Origin of the sequence: Brevibacillus massiliensis (genome assembly GCF_000311785.1) — a bacterium.
Taxonomy (GTDB): Bacteria; Bacillota; Bacilli; order Brevibacillales; family Brevibacillaceae; genus Brevibacillus_C; species Brevibacillus_C massiliensis.
In genome coordinates this window covers 396,572-418,286 of record NZ_HE978536.1, presented here as the reverse complement: position 1 = coordinate 418,286, position 21,715 = coordinate 396,572, and the positions used below count along the sequence as shown (strand labels likewise).

At 55.2% G+C, this 21,715-nt stretch carries 19 protein-coding genes and 1 other annotated feature; of the genes, 18 read left to right on the top strand and 1 reads right to left on the bottom strand.

Annotation, left to right across the window (positions count from 1 at the left end):
- Positions 1-99: 99 nt before the first annotated feature.
- A complete protein-coding gene (locus HGBM_RS05900) occupies positions 100-288 on the bottom strand; it encodes a hypothetical protein (RefSeq protein WP_035286459.1) in 189 nt (62 codons plus the stop codon).
- 144 nt (positions 289-432) lie between these two features.
- Here HGBM_RS05900 and HGBM_RS05895 point away from each other — a divergent pair, with 144 nt between their 5' ends.
- The 18 genes from HGBM_RS05895 (at position 433) to minD (ending at position 21,667) form a co-directional block, all read left to right on the top strand.
- Positions 433-1,320, top strand: a complete 888-nt coding sequence (locus HGBM_RS05895; protein ID WP_019120166.1) for a YitT family protein — start codon at positions 433-435, stop codon at positions 1,318-1,320.
- Positions 1,321-1,349: 29 nt separating this feature from the next.
- The gene (locus HGBM_RS28815) at positions 1,350-3,467 is read left to right on the top strand and encodes a PP2C family protein-serine/threonine phosphatase (protein WP_019120165.1); all 2,118 of its coding nucleotides are present in this window, start codon (positions 1,350-1,352) and stop codon (positions 3,465-3,467) included.
- A gap of 58 nt (positions 3,468-3,525) precedes the next feature.
- Positions 3,526-4,689 carry an ATP-binding protein gene (locus tag HGBM_RS05885; protein WP_245552884.1) on the top strand — a complete coding sequence of 388 codons (1,164 nt, stop codon included), beginning with the start codon at positions 3,526-3,528 and terminating at the stop codon, positions 4,687-4,689.
- A 186-nt stretch (positions 4,690-4,875) separates the two neighbouring features.
- Positions 4,876-5,199 carry an STAS domain-containing protein gene (locus tag HGBM_RS05880; RefSeq protein ID WP_019120163.1) on the top strand — a complete coding sequence of 108 codons (324 nt, stop codon included), beginning with the start codon at positions 4,876-4,878 and terminating at the stop codon, positions 5,197-5,199.
- A gap of 56 nt (positions 5,200-5,255) precedes the next feature.
- Positions 5,256-5,502: a binding site (T-box leader), on the top strand.
- A 37-nt stretch (positions 5,503-5,539) separates the two neighbouring features.
- Entirely contained in the window at positions 5,540-8,206 is a 2,667-nt protein-coding gene (locus tag HGBM_RS05875) for a valine--tRNA ligase (RefSeq protein ID WP_019120162.1), read from the top strand.
- A 50-nt stretch (positions 8,207-8,256) separates the two neighbouring features.
- Positions 8,257-9,624, top strand: coding sequence for a bifunctional folylpolyglutamate synthase/dihydrofolate synthase (locus tag HGBM_RS05870; protein WP_019120161.1), 1,368 nt, complete (start codon positions 8,257-8,259; stop codon positions 9,622-9,624).
- A 1-nt stretch (position 9,625) separates the two neighbouring features.
- Positions 9,626-11,011, top strand: a complete 1,386-nt coding sequence (gene murC / locus HGBM_RS05865) for a UDP-N-acetylmuramate--L-alanine ligase (protein ID WP_019120160.1) — start codon at positions 9,626-9,628, stop codon at positions 11,009-11,011.
- Positions 11,012-11,218: 207 nt separating this feature from the next.
- A complete protein-coding gene (locus HGBM_RS28810; protein ID WP_019120159.1) occupies positions 11,219-11,893 on the top strand; it encodes a prepilin peptidase in 675 nt (224 codons plus the stop codon).
- Positions 11,894-11,953: 60 nt separating this feature from the next.
- Positions 11,954-13,225, top strand: a complete 1,272-nt coding sequence (locus HGBM_RS26720; protein ID WP_019120158.1) for an SPOR domain-containing protein — start codon at positions 11,954-11,956, stop codon at positions 13,223-13,225.
- Between the two features lie 155 nt (positions 13,226-13,380).
- Positions 13,381-13,623, top strand: a complete 243-nt coding sequence (locus tag HGBM_RS05850) for a DUF4321 domain-containing protein (RefSeq protein ID WP_019120157.1) — start codon at positions 13,381-13,383, stop codon at positions 13,621-13,623.
- 12 nt (positions 13,624-13,635) lie between these two features.
- On the top strand, positions 13,636-14,226 hold the full coding sequence (locus tag HGBM_RS05845) for a Maf family protein (protein ID WP_019120156.1): 591 nt from the start codon (positions 13,636-13,638) through the stop codon (positions 14,224-14,226).
- Between the two features lie 73 nt (positions 14,227-14,299).
- The gene (gene radC, locus HGBM_RS05840) at positions 14,300-15,004 is read left to right on the top strand and encodes a RadC family protein (RefSeq protein ID WP_019120155.1); all 705 of its coding nucleotides are present in this window, start codon (positions 14,300-14,302) and stop codon (positions 15,002-15,004) included.
- 83 nt (positions 15,005-15,087) lie between these two features.
- Positions 15,088-16,131: a rod shape-determining protein gene (locus tag HGBM_RS05835; protein ID WP_019120154.1), complete on the top strand. Its 1,044-nt coding sequence runs from the start codon at positions 15,088-15,090 to the stop codon at positions 16,129-16,131.
- A gap of 19 nt (positions 16,132-16,150) precedes the next feature.
- On the top strand, positions 16,151-17,101 hold the full coding sequence (gene mreC, locus HGBM_RS05830; RefSeq protein WP_019120153.1) for a rod shape-determining protein MreC: 951 nt from the start codon (positions 16,151-16,153) through the stop codon (positions 17,099-17,101).
- On the top strand, positions 17,101-17,625 hold the full coding sequence (mreD, locus tag HGBM_RS05825; protein WP_019120152.1) for a rod shape-determining protein MreD: 525 nt from the start codon (positions 17,101-17,103) through the stop codon (positions 17,623-17,625). The genes mreC and mreD overlap by 1 nt, the downstream gene beginning before the upstream one ends.
- Before the next feature lie 27 nt (positions 17,626-17,652).
- Positions 17,653-20,073: a peptidoglycan D,D-transpeptidase FtsI family protein gene (locus HGBM_RS26715; protein ID WP_019120151.1), complete on the top strand. Its 2,421-nt coding sequence runs from the start codon at positions 17,653-17,655 to the stop codon at positions 20,071-20,073.
- Positions 20,074-20,174: 101 nt separating this feature from the next.
- The gene (minC, locus tag HGBM_RS05815; protein ID WP_019120150.1) at positions 20,175-20,846 is read left to right on the top strand and encodes a septum site-determining protein MinC; all 672 of its coding nucleotides are present in this window, start codon (positions 20,175-20,177) and stop codon (positions 20,844-20,846) included.
- Between the two features lie 26 nt (positions 20,847-20,872).
- Positions 20,873-21,667, top strand: coding sequence for a septum site-determining protein MinD (gene minD, locus HGBM_RS05810; protein WP_026074236.1), 795 nt, complete (start codon positions 20,873-20,875; stop codon positions 21,665-21,667).
- Positions 21,668-21,715 lie beyond the last annotated feature (48 nt).

The window sequence follows — 21,715 nt, the reverse complement described above, 5'->3', positions numbered from 1 at the left end:
CAATCGAAGCTTTTCATACTGGAAGTAAATATCCCCCTTCAAAGGCGTGCGCTGCGTTCCGGCAGCAGGAGATGGAAGGGGGATTTTTTGCGCTTACGTTCATATCCAGTCAAAGGTAATGGCTAAATGAACCGCCGCCAGCAGGCCGAGAATGATAACGTCAAATGTGCTGGGGACGATGATGGTGCGCACGAATTGGAAGATGATCAGAGGTACGATAATCTGGCGGCAAACGTTCTTGATGCGGTACAAATGGTGGTTAAACCTCCAACGTTGATTCACGGTCATCACCTCATTTCAGCTTATGCAAGCGTACGGATACCGGTACCTTTGTGCGGAATTTGCCTTGCGGAGAGTTCAGGTTTAGCGCTCGGCGGAAAAATACGGTATAATAGTCAAATGTAATTTGGAGTAGGAGGAGTGTCTGTATAAATGTCAGAAAATGGTGTTAGAGACTTAAAAAAACATCACCCGCATTCGCTTGCCTCAATTATCAGACGAGCGGTTTTTATTGTAATTGGCGCAATCTTGTACTCAGTCAGCTTGGAAGTTTTCCTGGTTCCCAACAACATTATTGATGGCGGGATCACCGGTATTTCCATCATCCTGTCGCACTTTACGCACCTGCAATTGGGAATGTTCCTGTTCGTGATCAACCTTCCTTTTTTGATCATTGGATATAAACAGATCGGCAAGACGTTTGCGATATCCACCCTGTTCGGGGTCGCGGTCATGTCGGTAGGAACCTACCTGCTTGGCCCGGTAACCGCCTTTACGGAGGATCCCCTCTTGGCGGCGGTGTTCGGCGGAGTTATCATGGGGATCGGCATCGGGTTGGTCATCCGCAACGGCGGCTCGCTTGACGGGACGGAGATCATCGCGATCTTATTCAACAAAAAGACCCCGTTTTCCGTCGGCGAGATCGTCATGTTTTTAAACCTGTTCATCCTCGGCAGCGCCGGCTTTGTCTTTTCGTGGAACAGCGCGATGTACTCGCTGATCGCCTATTTTATCGCCTATAAGATGATCGACGTCACCATCGCGGGGCTTGATCAGTCCAAGTCTGTCTGGATTATCAGCGATAAATTTCAGGAGATCGGCGATACGCTGCTGGCCCGTCTCGGCCGGGGGGTCACCTACCTTCACGGCGAAGGCGGATACTCGGGAGATGACAAGAAGGTCGTATTTTGCGTCATCACCCGCCTGGAAGAAGCGAAGCTGAAAACGATCGTGGAGGATGCCGATCCCAACGCGTTTCTGGCGATCGGAAACATTCACGACGTAAAAGGGGGCCGTTTTAAAAAGAAGGATATCCACTAAATCTGTCAAATTAAAGGATGTTATGTCGCTTGGAAGCGGAGCAGCCATCCGCTGCAGCCCAAAGGGACCGTATGGAAGGGGTTGAAGTAGTGGTTTGGCAGACAATGTTGTATGCCTTCAGCCTGTTTGTTTCGCTTTATGTTTTGCTGGCATCCCGTTTGACAGGTGCGGGCAGCTGCCGGTATGGCTATGGATTTTTGCTGGGAGGAGCGTTTTTCTTCTGGGGTCTTGGCGGGCTCTTATCGCCGGACAGCCCCTCCTCCCGCATGATCGTACCCTTTCTCTCGAACGGCCTGGCCTACGCATTTGCCTTGCTGGCTTTGCGCAGGTACCCACTGCTGCCGTCCTCCTACTTTGATCGCTGGAAAAGTGCGTGCGATGTCGGTTTGCTGATTCTCCTGCACTTTGCTTTTGGCGATGACGTCCTTCCCCGTTTGTTCCTTGCCGTCTCGGGTATTGCCGTCCTGGTTTTTGCCCGCCGGAAACACGGACTTAGAGAGTACAGCCTGCTTTCATTAGCGGGGACGATTTTGTTCTGGTTGATCCTGGCGCAGGGACCTTGGCTACCCGGCCCGCTTCTGTTTTTCCTCGGGGCTGCCTCACTCGTCGCCGTCTGTGCGGGCCTTGGGAAACAGTCTGCCCAGCCCGGGCAGGAGTGCGGGTGTGACGTATCCCGGCATACCCATGAACAGATCCTCGTCTACAGCCACTATCAGGGATTGGTCTTTTTCTATTCTGCGATAGCTGTATTTGGCGTGCTTGTCTATCCGCCTGACGCCATCCGGAATTGGGGGTTGGGTTTGTACACTGTTTTACTGACGTTTCGATGGCTGATTTTACAACATGAAAAGCGAGGAGTTCTGGAGCAGTCGTTCCAATTCACCCGAAATCTGGAACGGCACTTCGAGACAAATTTGGCGCAAATTCGCAAGAAAAATGAAGATTTGTCCCGGGTGTTGAAGCTGAAACAGAGCTATGAGGAACTGCTGATGAAAAGCAATGAACATACCATGCAGCCGATCAGCTATGAAAACCTGCATCAAAAGATCGAGCAGATCGTGGACGTTTGGTATATGACTATGATCGGAATGAGATTTTTACGGGTTTCACTGCAATCCGAACGGGGGGAAATATACTATCAGACGGAACGCGGTTCACAGCCCGAGCGGTATAAAGAGGGGTATGTGCTGGTTCGCCTGATCGTCGACAAGGAGCGCGACACCCCGCTGTCTCCCCGATATGTGGCGGTGGAGGCACTGACGGACGAATCGACGGAGGAAGTCAGATCGTTCTATCAACTGTTGGCGATTTACGTCAGCCGCCTGATCATGCGCTGTCTTCAGGAGCAGCAGTCCCTGGGGCTGCGCCTGATGGAACAAGAGATGGAGCTGGCTTCGCGCATTCAGTTTTCCCTGATCCCCAAAAACCGGCTGGTTTTGCCAGACGTGCAGGCGAAGGCGGTCTACATCCCCGCTGCTTACATCGGCGGCGATTACGTAGACTACTTTTCCATAAACGAGCGCTACACCTGTTTTCTCATCGCCGACATCTCGGGACACGGCATCCCCGCCAGCCTGCTGACGACGGGTATCCGCAATTCCTTTCGGGCCGTGGTGCAGATGTGTACATCGCCTGACGAGATGCTGGTCAGGCTGAATCACCTGTTGTACGAAGATTTGTCGGAAACACGCTCCTACATCACGATGTTGATTGCGGTTTTCGATCATCAGGAAATGGTGCTGCGGATAAGCCGTGCCGGTCACCCGGCCCCGTTTTACCTGTCGGGCACAAAGCAGATACACCTCACCTGTGCCAGGGGAATGGGGCTGGGTCTGTCGCTTGCGGCAGAGTATCCACTGGATGAATGGAAGGTGGAGGAAGATTTTACCTTGCTCTTGTACACGGATGGATTGATCAATCTTGGACGGGGGAGACAGATACCCGACTCCGAAAAGTGGCTGAAGCTGCTGGGACGAGTGATAAAGGCAGATCAAGCCAGGGAGAAGGACCGAATCGCTCTGCTCGAGCGTGAGATCTGGAAAAAGACCAGACAGCAGCAGCAGAATGACGATATCTCGGTTCTGATCCTTGATGTGAAGGCCCCTGGAAAGGGAGAGAGAGGAGGAATCGAGGATGTTTCTGTGTGATCAATGTCCCGCTCATCCGTCCTGCCGCAGATGCTTGGCTCTTCTTAACTGTGGGGAAATGGCATACAAAGTGCTTCCTCCTCGGCCTGTTTCACTGCTTCGACTGTCGACGGGAGAGCGCGTTTCGGGCGAATTGAGGGCAGTCAGCCGTCTGGCCATTGGCATCGCGTCAAAAGAGCCGCTTGTGAGCGACCGTTACGAAGTGGATTTGGCCACCGATTTTCGCATTATTGGCTCGACCGTTTCCGCTCCGCGCGATTCCCGTTACATGGTTCTCGATATCGAAAAGGTACTGCGCAAGGAAGAGGTTTTAGAGCGGCTTTTGCTGGAAGAGTTTCAACACTGGCACCTGACCCATGAACTGGAGCCGGCGGCCATACTGGAGCGGGCGTCTGGGCTGAACAAAAAACAGCTGGAAGCGGTCAAACGGGAATTGGACAAACTGTCGATCCTTCGGCAAATTCACGACATCTACATGTTTGTCTGGGACAAGGGGCAGTTTCGTTCACTGGGCGACATCCCGCTCGGCGGCGCCAATTGGGACCAGCTGAAACGCCTCTGCAAAGATTCCGTAGCCAGCGGAAACCCGATCCGGGAACAGCTGTTTTCCGAACAGTTGAACAAGGTGTTCGATACCCATATCGTGCCGATGTCAGACCGCTCCTGCGGCATAGCGATCATCGATGTGACGGAGGCGATTCTCGCTGAACGCATACGAAAGCAGCAGGAATGGCAGCTTTACAAAGACATCCTGTCTGTCGTCACTGGCGAGAAGCTGATGCTTTTGCAGGACGAGCAGCTGTATGAGCTGATTCGCTCCAGCAAGAAGTACGGCACCGTTCATATGCAGCACCCGGCGGATCTGGCTCACTTGCGGAAAGTACTGCGCGAGCTGCTTGGTCCGTTTGGGCTCCCGTCGAAAAGGCTGCTCCATTATGTGGTGGCGGTCAATGAGGCGGCGACCAATACGTTGACACACGGACAAAGCGGAAGTGTGGAGATTTACGTCAATGAAGTGGAGCAGGTGTGCCGCGTGGTCGTTTTTGACAAGGGACAGGGCATTTCTCTCGCCGATCTGCCAAAAGCCGCTCTGGTTCACGGTTTTTCCACCCGGGCATCGCTTGGTGCCGGGTTTCACGTCATGCTGCAATACGCGGACAAATTAATGATAAACTCGACCCCGCAAGGGACAAAACTCGTCTTGGAGTTACACCTGGCGTAAACTCCGGATTGAACACATCGCAGCCGAACGGAGGGGAACGTTTTAACAACCTCTTTTCGGGGAATTGAACTATACATCAGGTTAAAAGTGTTACTTTGGATTGTTCAGAAACTTGATACACACAATTTTGAAAGACGCAGAAAAAGAGATCAGCTAATGTAAGTTGAGGTGAAAGGAGATCAAGTGATGAACTATCAAGTGCAGGAGATGGAAAAGCAGGCATTGGTGACAATTAAAGGGGAACTGGACATGGCTGTCGGCGAGAAACTGGGCAATCTGATCCGCGAGGTAGGCCAGCGGAAACAATCTGTCATCCTCGATTTCCACGGGGTGACGTTCGTAGATTCGTCGGGGATCGGCAATCTGTTTTACACCACCAAAGAGCTGCTCGCCAGCGGAAAGCACGTGGAGATCGTGAATGTCCAGGAGGACATTCTTGATATATTGCGGGTGCTTGGCTTTGTCGAAGCGCTCGGAGTCAAAGTAAGCACCTGCGGATATGAGCGGTAAAAATTGACGAAGCCGGGAGTGTCGCTTATAATATCGTTGAGAAAGCGATGCATAGAAGAGATGCGATGAACGGGAAGAGTAGACTTTTTACCCTTGTCAGAGAGGGAGAATCAATTGCTGCGAGATTCTCTAAGGCGTGACGAGTCGAAGGTCGCCTGTGAGCAGCTCCGGCGAACCCACAAGTAGCCGGGGTCGGTGGACAGCCGTTATCAGGTAAAAGTGAGCGCAACAAGGCCGGGGTTCTTCGGCTGCCTGCTGCGCTAACAAAGGTGGTACCGCGGAATAACTCCTTTCGTCCTTTGGATGAGAGGGGTTTTTATTTTGGCAAAGGAGGAACGTTATGCAAGCGCAATCTGACTCACATGACCAGCAGCTTCCAAAAAACTACGATCCCAAGGCGGCCGAGGCGAAATGGTATCCGTACTGGATCCGGAATCTCTTTTTTCAGGCTGAACGCGACCCGGACAAACGTCCGTTTACGATTGTAATCCCGCCTCCCAACGTGACGGGAAAGCTGCACCTTGGACACGCTCTTGACACGACCTTGCAGGACATCATCACCCGGGCGAAGCGCATGCAGGGCTACAGTGCGCTCTTTTTGCCGGGGATGGACCACGCCGGCATTGCCACTCAGGCGAAAGTGGAAGCCAACCTGCGGGAAGAGGGGATTTCCCGCCACGACCTGGGACGCGAAAAATTCCTGGAGAAGGTCTGGGAGTGGAAACACGTCTACGCCCAGCACATTCGCGAACAATGGGAAAAACTGGGACTGGCGCTCGATTATTCCCGCGAGCGGTTTACCATGGACGAGGGGCTTTCCCGCGCGGTTCGCGAAGTGTTTGTCCGCCTGTACGAAAAAGGGCTGATCTACCGCGGAAAGCGGATTATCAACTGGGATCCGGTAGCCCGCACGGCCCTGTCCGACATCGAAGTGATCTACAAAGAAGTAAAAGGCGCCCTGCACCACATGCGCTATCCGCTCTCGGACGGCATCGGCTACATCGAGGTGGCCACCACCCGTCCGGAGACGATGCTGGGTGATACCGCTGTCGCTGTGCACCCGGACGACGAGCGCTACCGGCACCTCGTCGGCAAGACGGTCATCCTACCGATTGTCGGCAGGGAAATTCCGATTGTGGCGGACGACTACGTCGATCCCGAATTCGGCTCCGGTGCCGTAAAGATTACGCCGGCCCACGATCCGAACGACTTTGAGCTGGGCCTGCGCCACAATCTCCCGCAGATCATCGTCATGGATGAGACGGGCACGATGAATGAAAACGCCGGAGTTTACCAGGGACTTGACCGCTTTGCCTGCCGCAAGCAGATCATTCGCGATCTGACCGAGCAGGGCGTGATGTTCAAGATTGAAGAACACATCCACCAGGTCGGACACAGCGAACGCAGCGATGCGGTCGTAGAGCCGTACCTGTCCACCCAGTGGTTTGTCAAAATGCAGCCGCTGGCCGACGCTGCTTTAGCCAACGCTGCCAGCGACGAGAGCGTCAAGTTCGTACCCGAACGCTTCAAGAATACCTACCTGCGCTGGATCGAAAACATCCGCGACTGGTGCATCTCCCGGCAGCTTTGGTGGGGCCACCGGATTCCTGCCTGGTACTGCGGCGACTGCGGCAGCGAGATCGTGTCGCGAACGGACGTCAGTGAGTGTCCGAACTGTCACGGGCACGACCTGAAACAGGATGAAGACGTTTTGGACACCTGGTTCAGCTCGGCGCTTTGGCCGTTCTCGACGCTTGGCTGGCCGGACGAGACGGAGGACCTGAAGTACTTTTATCCTACCAATGTGCTGGTCACCGGCTACGATATCATCTTTTTCTGGGTGGCGAGAATGATCTTCAGCGGCCTGGAATTTACCGGGCAAAAGCCGTTTGACACGGTGCTGATTCACGGCATCATCCGCGATTCGGAGGGCCGCAAGATGTCCAAGTCGCTCGGCAATGGCGTCGATCCGATGGAAGTGATCGAAAAATACGGGGCTGACGCGCTGCGCTTTACGCTGGCGACCGGCAACTCCCCGGGAAATGACCAGCGCTTTTACTGGGAGAAGGTGGAGTCCAACCGCAACTTCGCCAATAAGATTTGGAACGCTTCGCGCTTTGCGCTGATGAATCTGCAAGGCTTTGCCCACCAGGATATCGATTTGTCGGGAGAGCTGTCCACACCCGACAAGTGGATTCTTACCCGGCTGCAAGCGACGATCAGCGATGTTACCCGCCTGATGGACGCTTATGAGTTCGGCGAGGCGGGCCGGGTCTTGTACAACTTCATCTGGGATGATTTGTGCGACTGGTATATCGAAATGGCGAAGCTGCCGCTCTACGGCACCGACGTGGCGGCCAAGCGGACGACGCAATCCGTGCTGGTCACGGTCCTCGACCAGACGCTGCGCCTGCTGCACCCGTTCATGCCGTTCATTACCGAGGAAATTTGGCAGGCGCTGCCGCACGAAGGCGACAGCATCACGGTCGCTCCGTGGCCGAAAGCGGATGAGGGACGAAGCTTCCCTGAGGCAGAAGCGGAGATGACCCTGCTGATGGATGTCATCCGCAGCGTCCGCAACATCCGCGCGGAAGTGAACGTGCCAATGTCCAAGAAAATCGAGCTGTTGATCAAAGCGGGCGATACCGTGTCACTGGAGCGGTTGAAGCGCGGAGAGGAGTTCCTCGTCCGCTTCTGCAACCCGGAAAAACTGGTGATCGAGCAGGAGCTTGACGCACCGGAAAAGGCGATGTCTGCTGTCGTGACTGGAGCGGAGCTGTTCCTCCCGCTGGCCGGCTTGATCGACCTCGACCAGGAGCGGAAGCGGCTGGAAAAAGAGCTTGCCACCCTGCGCGCGGAAGTAGAGCGCATCGAGAAAAAGCTGAACAATCCCGGTTTTATCGCGAAAGCTCCGGCAAAAGTGATTGAAGAAGAGAAAGTAAAAATGGCGGATTATATCGATAAACGGGACAAAGTGGTTGCGCGACTGGCCGAACTAGAGGCTTAGGTATGAACCTGGATGTACGTTCATATTTATGAGAATGGAGTTAACTTACAATGGGGCATCAATTGTTTTCCAGCTATGACGAAGCGCTAGAGTGGATTCACAGCCTGCTTCGATTTGGACAGAAACCGGGCTTGGAGCGAATGGAATGGATGCTGGAGCAGCTTTCGCATCCCGAGCGGCGCCTGGCGTTTGTCCACGTTGCCGGGACCAATGGCAAAGGATCCACGTGCGCGATGCTATCCCAGGTGCTGCGGGAAGCCAACTACACCGTTGGGATGTTTACTTCACCGTACGTGCTTGATTTTCGCGAGCGGATCCGTTATAACAACGAGATGATTTCGGAACAGGATTTGCTTGCGTTAGCCAATCAAATAAAACCTCTCGTCGACCGGTGCTGCGTCGAAACGGAGTACGGATCGCCGACGGAATTTGAAGTGATTACCGTCATGGCCCTGCTCTACTTTGCCAATATGACGCGTCCGGCGGTGGTGATTTGGGAAACTGGCCTGGGCGGGCGGATGGACTCGACCAATGTCGTCCACCCGCTGGTCTCGGTGATTACCAATGTGGGGACTGACCACGCGGATGTCCTCGGTCCGACGATTTCGGACATTGCCCGGGAAAAAGGCGGGATTATCAAGCCGGGAGTTCCCGTCGTGGTCGGTGAAGCGGGGACAGTGGCCCTGGCAGAGATCGAACGAATCGCACAGGAAAAGCGTGCGACCCTGTATCAGCTGGGCCGGGATTTTCACGTGCAGGTGGAGCGGATCGAAGGGTTGGAGGAACAGTCCTTTCGCTACTGCAGCTTCCATCGGCGGGGTGAGTCCGAGTACGTCCTTCACCTGCCTGGTCTGCATCAACTGAAAAATGCCGCCGTTGCCTTAATGGTGCTGGATTTGCTGCGCCAGTTTTTCGCTTACCTTATCGAAGAAGAAGAAATTTCGAGCGGACTGCAACAAACTCGGTGGCCGGGACGTCTAGAAGTCGTTGCAAAACACCCGTTGATTCTGTTGGACGGTGCACACAACAAAGAGGGCATGACGGCCTTGGTCCGAAGCGTATCGGCACTGCTGCCTGAGGAGGCCAGGCTGCATCTGCTGGTTGCCGCGCTGGCCGATAAGCCACTCGCTGACATGGCGGCTGCCTGGAAGCAGCTGGACAGCCGTCTGGAGCGGGTGTACGTCACATCCTTTGAGTTTCACCGCGCCGCTCCCCCAAAGATGCTGACAGATGCCTTTATAACGGCAGGGATTGCCGCCGATCGAGTGACAGAGGTGCTCGATTGGCGCCCCTTGCTCCGCAATTGGCAGCATGAGACAGAGCATCCGGATGATGTGTTCATCGTCTGCGGATCGCTTTACTTTATTGCACAAGTGCGCTCTTTCTTCCCCATTCCCATTGAAGAGGCAGGTGAATAGGGTGGATCAGACAAATCACGTCCACTTTGTAGGCATCGGCGGCTATGGCATGAGCGCCATCGCCCGCGTCCTGATTGACCTTGGCTTTAAAGTGACCGGCTCCGACGTCGCCTTGAACGACTTAGCCCAAAAATTGCAAGCGAGGGGAGCCTTTATTACGGTGGGTCACGATCCAGCCAATGTCAATGGTGCCGATCTCGTGGTCTATTCCACTAGTATCCCGAAAGACAACCCAGAAGTGATTGAAGCACAGGCAAAAGGGATTCCCCTATTGCACCGTTCACAAATGCTGGCAAAGATGTTGAATGAAAAAACCGGGGTGGCTGTCGCCGGAGCGCATGGCAAGACCACCACGACCTCGATGATTGCCCACGTTTTGGATGTGTGCGGCGTGGATCCCACGTATATCATCGGCGGCGAATTAATGAACGCCGGGACGAACGCAAAGGCGGGAAAAAGCGAGTACGTCATCGCCGAAGCGGATGAGAGTGACGGGTCGTTTCTGGAATACCGTCCCCAGATTGCCGTTGTGACGAATATCGAAGCAGATCACCTCGAGCATTTTGACGGTCAATTCGCCAATCTGAAAGCGGCCTATGTAAAGTTTTTGAGCCATCTGAAACCGGACGGCTTGGCGGTCTTGTGCGTGGATGACCCACACGTTCGCGAGCTCATACCGCAACTGGGGAGCAAGGCGCTGACGTACGCGATTCACCCTGACAGGTTCAAAGCCGACTACACGGCCACGGATATCGTCTGCGGCGACCGGCGAACCGCTTGCAAGGTGTGGGCGGGAGAGGACTGCTTGGGCGAGCTTGTCCTGCATATCCCGGGCAAACACAACGTGGCCAATGCGCTGGCCGCGATCATCGTCTGCATGCAGACAGGCCTGTCCTTTGCCCAGATCGCCAAAGCACTGGAGACGTTCCGCGGAGCGAAGCGCCGGTTTCAGGTCATCGGCGAAGCGAGCGGTGTCCTGGTGGTGGACGACTACGCCCACCATCCGACCGAGATCATGGCGACGCTGGGAGGTGCGCGTGCTTCCGGCCGGCGGGTCATCTGCGTATTCCAGCCCCAGCGATATACCCGAACCTATTTTCTCATGGAAGAATTCAGCCGCGCTTTCCGGGAAGCGGATGAAGTGATTATTACGGACATATACTCTCCAGCCGGCGAAAAAAGAATTGACGGCGTCAATTCGCAAGTACTGGTAGAGAAGATTCGCGCAAACAGCCATCCGGGCGCCCTGTACATCCCGACAAAAGAAGAAGTGCAGGAACATCTGCTCCGGCATCTTCGCCCGGGTGATCTGGTGATTACGATGGGGGCGGGCGACATCTGGAAGTCAGCCTATTGGTTTGTGGAACAATTAGACAAACTCGCATAATGGAGGAGACCGTGCAGAAGTGAAAGCTGCACGGTTTTTTTTGTGCCATCGGCAAGGCTATAATGTCTCCGCGGTCTGCAGTAAGAAAAGCGTCTAAAGATGCCCTTTCGGAGAAGCTGGTTCTTCTTTAGCGGATGCTTTTCTAGCTGTATCAGGATACTGGTTCACGGAAGTTTTTCCTGATACAGTCAAAAAAGGGGGGATGGCATGCCGGCTTTCAGTTTTCTGCTCGGGTTCTTTCTGCTGGGCCTGCTCGCCGGCGCCTCCTGCTTCTGCCTGGGGATGCGCTCGGGAGGCGATGGCGAAAAAAAGCATGCCAGGGCGGGCGTATTTTTCATGATGCTGACAGCGCTGGCCGCCGGGGGCGTCTTTGCGTGGACCGGCGTCGTATACGGCACTGGCCGGGAGTCGTTGATGGGGGCTTTGTTTGCCGCGATGCTGGCAACCGTCAGCGTCACCGATGTGCGTTTTCGCCTGATCCCGAATCGGGTGATCGTTCCTTTTGGGGCGGCATTCTTTCTCCTGCGCTGCCTTTTTCCGGCTGATCGCACCGTCGGCCCGCACCTGATGGCGATGGCTGCGAGTTTTGCTCTGCTGCTTCTGCTGGCACGGCTGCCTGCAGGCGGGATAGGAGGCGGGGATGTAAAGCTGTACGCTGTTGTCGCCCTCTTTCTGGGTATGCCGAAGTTTGCATGCGCCGCCTTGCTGTCCGCCGGGCTTGGCTGCCTGTACGGGCTTAGCCTCTGTGCGATCAAAGGGAGAGGAAAAAGAGTAGAAGTGCCGATGGCCCCTTTCATCGCCGCAGGCTCGCTCGCCGTTTACCTTGGCGGCCCCTCCCTCGCGGCTCGGCTGCCGCACTTTTTGTCCTCGTTGTTGGCATAACCTCCTGTCTGTCCTCGTATGCTAGTACTACTAGAGCTCTAAGGCGAGGAGGTTTTGGGATTGGAGCCAAAACGGACCGGACGGATTTCGATTAAATTGAATGGCGCGGATATTACCGAGCGGCAAAAGCAAACGGCGGGGCAGGCCGCTCCCGCTCATGCACCTGCAGCCCCGGAGCCAAAACGGTGGACGTTTCCTGCAGTGGACCGGGGCGGCGATTTTACCGGGTCACAGCCCGGGCTCCCGAAGGGGGAGGACGCATTTACCCGCCTCAGAAGGCTGCAGCTGGAAGTCCCGGCTTCAGAGCCGCGGGAGTACGTCCTTTTGGACGAAAGCAGCGATGAAGGGAAAGAGACTTACAGCGGGCAGGCGGCAGATGATCCCCCGCATTTTTCCTGGGAAGGCTGGCGGCCGTCCCGAAAACCGCCGTTCTCGCTGCTCCTGGCTGCAGCAAGCGCCGTTTCGCTGGGGCTTCTCTTCGGCTTTGGAGCGATGTCCGTGTTTCAGCAGGAGCAGGTGACAAAAACGTACCAGACGGTATTGGACGGGACCTTCCAGACCTTGACAGCCGCAAATCCGGCCGGCACGCCATCCGGCGCAAAGACAGCGGGGAACGACTCAACCGTTCCGGCGAGCGCAACGCCTGCCGCGGAAGATCCAGCCGGTGCACCCGCCAGCCTTCACCTGCCGCAGCTTTCGGTCTACATGGCACAAGTAGGCGTATTCAAGGACAAGGCGAATGCGCAATCGGCGGTCGATAGCCTGCAGAAGCAGGGATTGCCTCATTTCCTGTACGAACATCAGGGAGACCACTACGTCTTTGTGGCGACAGCTCCAACACGCGACGACATTCTTGGACTCGGGTCGGTGCTAAAAAATAAGCAGATGGAAGTGCATGTCAGGGAATTAGTCTTCCCCGCCGGTGACAAGCAGCTAGGATCGAACCAGGCGGCCGGGGCTTCGGCGGGAGGTTCTGTGATCGATCCCTTGGAGCGGTTTTTTGCAACGGGAAGCGAATTGGCCCGGAGTCTGTCGATCCTCTCAAGCCGCGTCGCAAACGACAGCCAGGGCCAAAAACGGATCCCCCAGGAGGAAGAAGCAAGCGCAAAGGAACTGCACTTGAGGTTCCTCGAGGAGAGCAGGGCTTGTGAGGCGGTGATTCCCGAGCAGTGGAAGCCGTTTGTCACGGAGATGGTAAACGGCATCAATCAGGCATTTACGGCTATGACAAAGGCGAAGACGGACAACGCGCAGCCCTATGCCTGGCAGGCCCAGGGCGGGATCCTCCGCTATTATGAAAATTACATGAATTTTACCCGGCAGCTTGGATAGCTTTTTGGCAAAAAGACCCTCTCGCAGAAACATTGCAGGAGGGTCTGTCTTTTTGTAGTATAGGATTGTCCTCCCCACCTCCATTTGCTACACTAAGTGTTGGTTACTTGAGCTACACTACCAACCTTTTGCTGAGGAATTGAAGGAAGAGGAGAATGAAGGGAAAAGAGACGCTGAAGCTCCTGATTCTGCTCGTTTTGGGCACGATCCTGGGCAACATTTTGGGGGAAGTGCTGGGACCGTACTTGCCGTTTTTGAACGTAACCGAGGTGATTACGTGGTCGCCGGCAGCGGACTTGGTTGTTTTGCAGTATGATTTACACTTTCAGGTAAAACTAAGTTTAGCGAGATTGTTGGGACTGGCCCTTGGTTTTTGGGCATATCGCAGATTGAAGTAGGATGTGAACGAAATGCAGAAGCAGGGTTCGGCAGCGATCATTTTGGCCTCGACATCACCCAGGCGCAAGGAACTCTTGCAAGCGATCGGGCTGCCATTTACGGTGATCGCCAGCAATGTCGATGAAACCGTGCCTCCTGAAATGAAGCCTGACCAGGCGGTAGAGTACCTCGCATTGAAAAAGGCCCGGGAAGTTGCCGGGAAAAGTGCCTCCGGACTGGTCATCGGTTCGGATACCATCGTTTTTCTGGACGGCGAAATCCTGGGAAAGCCTCGCGATGAAGAGCATGCGTTCGCCATGCTGCAGTCACTGCAGGGCAGGCAGCATACGGTTTACAGCGGAGTTGCCGTCGTCGAGGCGGATACAGGGCGCACAGAGGTATCGCACAGCGCTGCAAATGTAAACATTCGTCCGATGACAGACGAGGAGATTCGCGCTTATATCGCTACCGGCGAGCCCATGGACAAAGCAGGATCATATGCCATTCAGGGCATCGGCTCTACGATTGTTGAGGGAATTGTCGGAGATTATTTTGCCGTCGTCGGGTTGCCTTTGCATCTCACGGCGCGGCTGTTGGCCAGGTTTGGCGTAAGCCTTCTGTAAGCGGCAGATACCCGCATCCTAGACGGTTCTCATTTGACATGCCGTTATGATGATAACAGGGAGCGGAGATTGTATGGAAATTATTTCCTGCAACAAATGGAGCATGAAAAACGTCCCAATTTATGAACGTCCGCGGGAACGGCTGCTGCACAAAGGGGCAGGCCAGCTTGCCGATGCCGAACTGCTCGCCATTCTGCTGCGGACCGGTTCGGAGAAGGAGACGGCATTTGAGCTTGCCCAACGGCTGCTCTCCGTGTTCGGAGATTTGCAAGGGATCGTGCAGGCGTCGCATGAAGAATTGAGACGGATCAAAGGGATCGGCCCGGTAAAAGCGGTTGAATTGCACGCCGCATTCGAGTTGGGGCGGAGGCTGGTTCAGCGCCCCCAAAAGAGGCGCGTCGCGATTCGTCTGCCCCGTGACGTTGCAGAATTGATGATGCCCGAAATGCAGCATTTGACACAGGAGCATTTTGTCTGCCTCTACCTCAACACCAAAAATCAAGTCATCGGCAAGCAAACCGTGTTTGTCGGAAGTCTTGATGCCTCTATCGTACATCCTCGGGAAGTTTTCAAGGAAGCGATCAAGCGCAGCAGCGCTTCTATTATTTGCCTACATAACCATCCCAGCGGCGACCCGACGCCGAGCCGCGAGGATATCGCGGTCACCCGGACCTTGCGGGAAGTCGGCGATCTGATCGGCATCGCCCTGCTGGATCACGTCATCATCGGTGACGGGCGTTATGTCAGCCTGAAGGAACAAGGATATTTTCATTCATAGAACAACTGGCCGCGAGCAAGCAGCAATGCTTTGCCAGAGGTTTTGGCATGGGCCAAGTTTTCAAATACGGAAGGAGTTTTCTTATGATAGGCGGTTTTTCGCGTGATCTGGGGATTGACCTCGGCACCGCTAACACCCTCGTATATGTGAAAGGAAAAGGAATCGTCGTTCGCGAGCCCTCAGTGGTGGCGATTCGCACGGATACCAATACGATTGAAGCCGTCGGCAATGCGGCGAAGAGCATGATTGGCCGGACGCCGGGCAACATCGTGGCCCTTCGCCCGATGAAAGACGGGGTCATTGCCGATTTTGACACGACCGCTACGATGATGCGGTATTTTATTCGCCAGGCGCAAAAAAATCAGGGCATGTTCTCGCGGCGTCCCAGCGTGATGGTCTGCGTGCCGTCGGGGATTACGGCGGTGGAAAAGCGGGCTGTGGAGGATGCGACGAAACAAGCTGGCGCCAAGGAGGCATTCACCATCGAGGAGCCGTTCGCCGCAGCGATCGGTGCCGATCTGCCGGTCTGGGAGCCGACGGGAAGCATGGTCGTCGACATCGGCGGGGGGACCACGGAAGTGGCGATCATCTCCCTCGGGGGGATCGTTACCAGCCGCTCGATTCGCGTGGCCGGGGACGAGATGGACCAAGCGATCATTCAGTACATCAAGCGCCGCTACAACCTGATGATCGGGGAGCGCACATCCGAATGGCTCAAGATGGAGATCGGCTCGGCAATGGCTCCGGATGAGCCGGAATCCGTGGAAATTCGCGGCCGTGACCTCGTCACCGGACTGCCGAAGACGATTTCCGTCACCAGCACGGAGATCGCCGAAGCCCTTTCAGAAACCGTGGTGGCGATCGTGGATGCGGTGAAGATCACGCTGGAGAAGAGTCCGCCCGAATTGGCCGCCGATATCATGGATCGCGGCATTGTGCTGACCGGCGGCGGCGCCCTGCTGCGCAATATAGACCGGCTGCTCAGCAAAGAGACGGGAATGCCTGTTCACGTCGCGGAAAATGCGCTCGACTGCGTCGCGATCGGGACGGGGCGCGCCTTGGAAAACATCCACCTCTTCAAGTCAAAACACGGAATAACCTCGTCTCGCATCAAGCGGGGAAGATAATAACAGGAGATCAGAAAGAATGTCGTTCTTCGGAAATAAGCGACTCATTATCCTTCTCGTCGGGTTGGTGCTGCTCATCTCGGTGATCGGATTTACCTCTCGGGAACGGGCCAGCCTGACTTGGCCAGAGAAATTTTTAAAGGATACATTTAGCGTGGTGCAGGGTTTTTTCTATCGCCCTGCCCAGGCTTTTTCTGGTTTTTTAAAAGAGGTAGAAGATGCGTACAACGTTTACGAGGAAAACCGCCAGTTAAAAGCCAGCCTGGACCAGTTTGCGGAAATGTCGGCCCAGCTTAAACTGCTGGAGACGGAAAATGAACGCCTGCGATCGCTGCTTCAGGCCAAATCGCAGTTGAAGAACTACGAGTTTCGCGTCGCCGAGGTAGTCGCCCGCAACATGGAACAGTGGAACGATGTCATTACCATCGACAAGGGAAGCAAGAACGGTATCAAGAAAGACATGGCCGTGATTTCCTCATCCGGACTGGTCGGCCGGGTGAAGAGCGTCGCGAACTTTTCCTCGACGGTCGAACTGTTGACTGCGGCCAACCGAAGCAATCACATCTCCGCCTTGATTCTCGGCAAACCGGAGCTAAACGGGATTATAGACGAGTACGATCCCCGTGAACACCTTCTGATCATGCGGAAAATTCCGCTCGGTCCCAAAATCCAGGAAAAGTCGCAGGTGGTCACTTCCGGGCTCGGCGGGGTGACTCCCAAGGGGCTCTTGATCGGAGAGGTCGTCAGAGTAGAGCCGGGCGACTACGGGTTGACGCAGACCGCCTACATCAAGCCCAGCGCCGACTTCTCCCAGTTGAACGAGGTCTTGGTAGTGGAGCGGGCGTTTGTGACGACCGGGAGCGGAGAGCTCGTCCCCTCCTCGCAAGTGAATGTATCGGGACAAACCACTCCAGCTGATGCCGGCACCGGCGCGGGCAGCACTTCGGGAAGTCTGGGGGGAGGCCGTTGATGCCCCGGTTTGTTCTGACACTTACCATTCTGATCCTGTTCTTGCTGGAGGGGACGGTCCTGCAGCTGCTCTCGCCGACCGCCTGGGGCCTATCGGTGGTGACCGTTCCCCGCTTCGCGCTGGTTAGCATCATCATGGTAGCCCTCTTCCTCGGGCGGCGGGAAGGCCTCCTCTACGGCATGTGTTTCGGTTTTTTGCAGGACGTGCTGTACGGGCAGGTCATTGGCGTTTACACGCTGTCCATGATGGTTGCCGGCTACTTTGCCGGACTCGTGCTGCTGTTGTTTCACCGCAGCCTCGCCGTGGTGGTCGCGACTGCGGCCGTGATCCTGTTCGGACACGAATGGCTGTTGTACAGTTTATTCCGATTGTTTTCCGGAACGGCAGTTGATGTACAATGGATGTTGACGGAGAGAATTTTACCCAGTGTCGGTTTGAACCTTGTGTTTGCCTTGCTCATCTACCTGCCGATGACAAAAATGTGCGAATCGGTGCTGGCGCGCAAGGACAGACAGCATGATTAACCCCTGTGGTAATCGGAGGTGGGGCCTGTGGGAGAGCAGGAAAAAGAGAAGTCCCATATTCCAACGAGATTAAATATCTTGTTTTTGCTCGTCTTTTTGTTTTTTGCGGCGATTATCCTTCGACTCGCTTACGTGCAGCTGGTAGAGGGAGAACAGTACATGCACGATCTTGAGAAGTACAGCACGCGCGAGCTGTCCATTCCCGCTCCGCGGGGGCGAATCGTCGACCGCAATGGCGAAGTGCTCGTCGACAACAAGCCGGTCTTTACTGTGACGTACGTGAAAGAACAGGGACAGGATATCGACGAAGAGCAGCTCGCAGACAAGCTTGCCCAGATCTTGAAGATGGATGACGTAGAGCCGGGGACGGACTCAGAGCTGCTGAAAAAAGTCGTCGAACTGCACGCAACCCTGCCGGTTTCGTTCAAGCCAGACGAGACGAACGCCCTGATCGCCAAAATCGCTCCCAAGCTGAGCAGCTTGCCGAAAGTGGATCAGGTGGATCAATTTTCCGATCCTGTATTGGCCAAGGCGGCGATCCAGACGGGGATGCGGGTCAATGCCTCCCTCGACAAGGCGACCCAAGACAAGCTGATCAAACAGCTCAAACCGCTTGTCAAGCCGGTGCTTACCGATGAGAAGTGGAACAACATGTCCAATGCCGATCTGTTGAAATACGCAGTGGCCAATAACCTGTCTTTTTCGTTGTCCTTTGCCGACGACGACCGGAAAAACCTGAGAAAGAACCTCAAGGAGGAGCTGCGCCTGCTTCCGGACGCGGCGGACCTGCCCAAGCAGGATGATATGGAGCTGCTCCGTCTGGCGTCCCGATTTGACATCGAGGTCAAACTTCCGTTCAACGACGCACAGCGTCAGTATCAGTGGCGCAAAATGGCGATTCTGAACGAAATTCGCTCCTACGGGATTGCCAGCTACATCCCGCGGCGGATTAAAGTCAACATCACCCCGGAAGAAGACGCCAAAATCGAAGAGCGCTTGTCTGAGCTGCCGGGAATCAGCGTCATCTCCGAGCCGATCCGCCAGATCAGGCCGGATCCTGACGGCACGCCTTTTGCCACCCATATCCTCGGCTACACCAACACGATCAGCGAAAGCCGCCTGAACGAATACCTGGCGCAAGGCTACAAACAGACAGACCGCGTTGGCGTATCCGGGTTGGAGGGCTATTACGAGCGGCAGTTGAGAGGCAAAGACGGGGCGATGGAGGTCCAGATCAACAAGAACAGCCAGATGGTGGAGAAGAGCTTGAAACGGCCGGCCGAACCGGGGAATGACCTCGTTCTCGCTCTCGACTGGCGCTTCCAGAGCGCAGTCGAAGCTGCGCTCAAGCAGAAAGTGGAAGAGATGAAAAAGGATCCGAAGGTGCCCAAGGAAGCGACGGAAGCCCATGCGGTCGTCATGGACGTCAATACGGGCGGAGTTCTCGCGATGGCAAGCTATCCCGATTACGACTTGAACCTGCATTACGATCGCAAGGCATTTAACGAGAACTACGATACCTTGATCCGGAACGTAGAGGAAAACAAGCTGATTCGCGGAGCGTGGCCGCCCGGGTCGACGGCGAAGCCGCTGTCTGTCATGCTGTCCTTGCAGGAAGGTCTGGTCACGCCGAACGAGACGATCTACGACCCCGGCTACTGGATCGTCGGGCGGGACACCAAGAAGTACAACTGGAGGCGCAGCGGCCACGGCTACGTCAACGCCAGACGCGCCTTGCAGGTATCAAACAACACGTACATGTACGCGATGGCGATGCGCCTTGCCGATGTGGGATATAAAAAATACGGCAGCTACAAGCCGATGTTTTCCGTCGTTGACTTTTACAACGCCCAGTTCGGCCTCGGTGTGACGACAGGGATTGATTTGCCGGGCGAGCTGACCGGTTGGTTCTCGCAGTACCAGGAGATCGGGAACCTGGCGGACGCGTTTATCGGCCAGTACAACTCGTTTACGCCTATGCAGCTGGCCCAGTACGCCGCGACGATAGCCAACGGCGGTTACCGCCTGCGCCCTCACCTGGTCGAAGAGATTCGCGAAGGAACGGTCGATCCCAAACAACCCGGGCGGGTACTGAGTACCATCGAACCGGAGGTGCTCAACCGGGTCAACGTCGACCCGAAGTGGATCAAGCTCGTTCAGGAAGGGATGTTCATGGTAACGCAGGGAGACGGTACGGCCTCCCGGACGTTTGCCGGTCTGCCGTTTCACGTGGCGGCCAAGACAGGGACTGCCCAGACCGGAACCGGCGCCGACAACGCGATCATGATCGGATTTGCCCCCTATGAAAACCCGCAGATCGCATTCGCGGTCGTCGTTCCGAAGTCCCTGAGAGACGGATTCCACAGTGCTGACACGTCAGGTGCGATCGCCCGCAAGATCCTGGAGGCTTATCAATCGTTCTATATGGAAAAACAGCCAGCTAAATAATGGATCGATCACACGGGCGACACCATCCGGCAAATTTTTCCCGTTTGGCAGGAATTCTTCCTTTCCGTGGCGAATGGTAACGGTCGAGGTGAATCGGGACCATGACGATAACAAAAAGCAAGGTGACGATAAAAGGCACGAAAAACGGGCTTGTCTTTTTTATGGACGATACCTGTTCCTTTGAAGAGCTGGTCGCCGATTTGCGCGAAAAAATTGAGCACAGTCACCAGCAGATCCTCAGCGGACCGCTGATACGCGTGACGGTCAAGCTGGGCAAGCGGTACTGCACGCCGGAGGAGCAGGAGCTGTTGACGCAGATTATCCGGCAGCGGGGAAATCTGGTGATCCATCTGATAGATGCCGACGTCATCTCGAAGGAAGAGGCGTTTGCAGAGCGGTTGAAATCCACCTTTACAATAGAGACCCGGACGGTTCGGTCCGGCCAGGTACTGGAGTTTGACGGTGATATTTTGCTGCTCGGCGATGTAAATCCCAGCGGCGTAGTCAAGTGCACAGGCAGCATCTTTGTGCTGGGCAGCCTGCGCGGGGTTGCCCACGCCGGATGCAGCGGAGACAGAGAGGCGATCATAGCAGCATCTGTGATGAATCCGACCCAACTGCGGATTGGAGAAGTCATCAGCCGGCCTGGAGAAGAGTGGGCCAAAACGACGGGAAGCGCAGAGTTTGCCTACCTGGAGGATGACAAGATGTTGGTGGCCAAGATGAATTACTTGCACCGTGTTCGGCCCGACCTGGGGAGAAAGAAAGCTTGAGGCGGCATGAAGAGGGGGAAGACAAAGTGGGTATCGCAATTGTCGTAACTTCTGGCAAGGGGGGAGTGGGAAAGACCACCACCTCGGCAAATATTGGAAGTGCTTTGGCGCTGAATGGACAAAAAGTGTGTTTGGTAGACACGGATATTGGTTTACGCAATTTAGACGTAGTAATGGGACTTGAAAACCGCATACTGTTTGACTTGATCGATGTAGCGGAAGGAACGTGCGCGCTGCAGAAGGCGCTGATTGCAGACAAACGCTTTGAGAGTTTGGCCCTTTTGCCTGCCGCCCAGACCAGGGATAAAAACGCGATTACCCCGGAACAGATGAGTGAGATTGTCACCCAATTGAAGCGCGAATTCGACTATGTCATCGTCGATTGTCCGGCCGGTATCGAGCAGGGCTTCCGTAATGCCGTCGCCGGGGCAGATCAGGCGATCGTCGTTACCACACCGGAAAAAGCTGCCGTTCGGGATGCGGACCGGATCATCGGCTTGTTGGAGCGGGAGCGCGTCGGGATGCCGAAACTAATCATCAACCGTGTTCGCTCGCATATGGTAAAAAGTGGGGATATGCTGGATGTGGAAGATATATTGGCTGTTTTAGCCATTGACTTGATTGGCGTTGTACCCGATGATGATTTTATCATCAAGTCCGCCAACTCGGGTGAACCGGCAGTGATGAACCACGAGGCCCGCGCTTCGATTGCTTACCGCAACATAGCGAGACGGCTGCTGGGTGAATCGGTTCCTCTGCTTCCTCTCGAAGAGAAAAAAGGCGTGTTCACCAAAATGCGCAAGTTCTTCGGATTTAAATAGGACTGAGGGAAAACGGGACAGGGGAGGCCTCCTGTTTCTTTTTTTGGA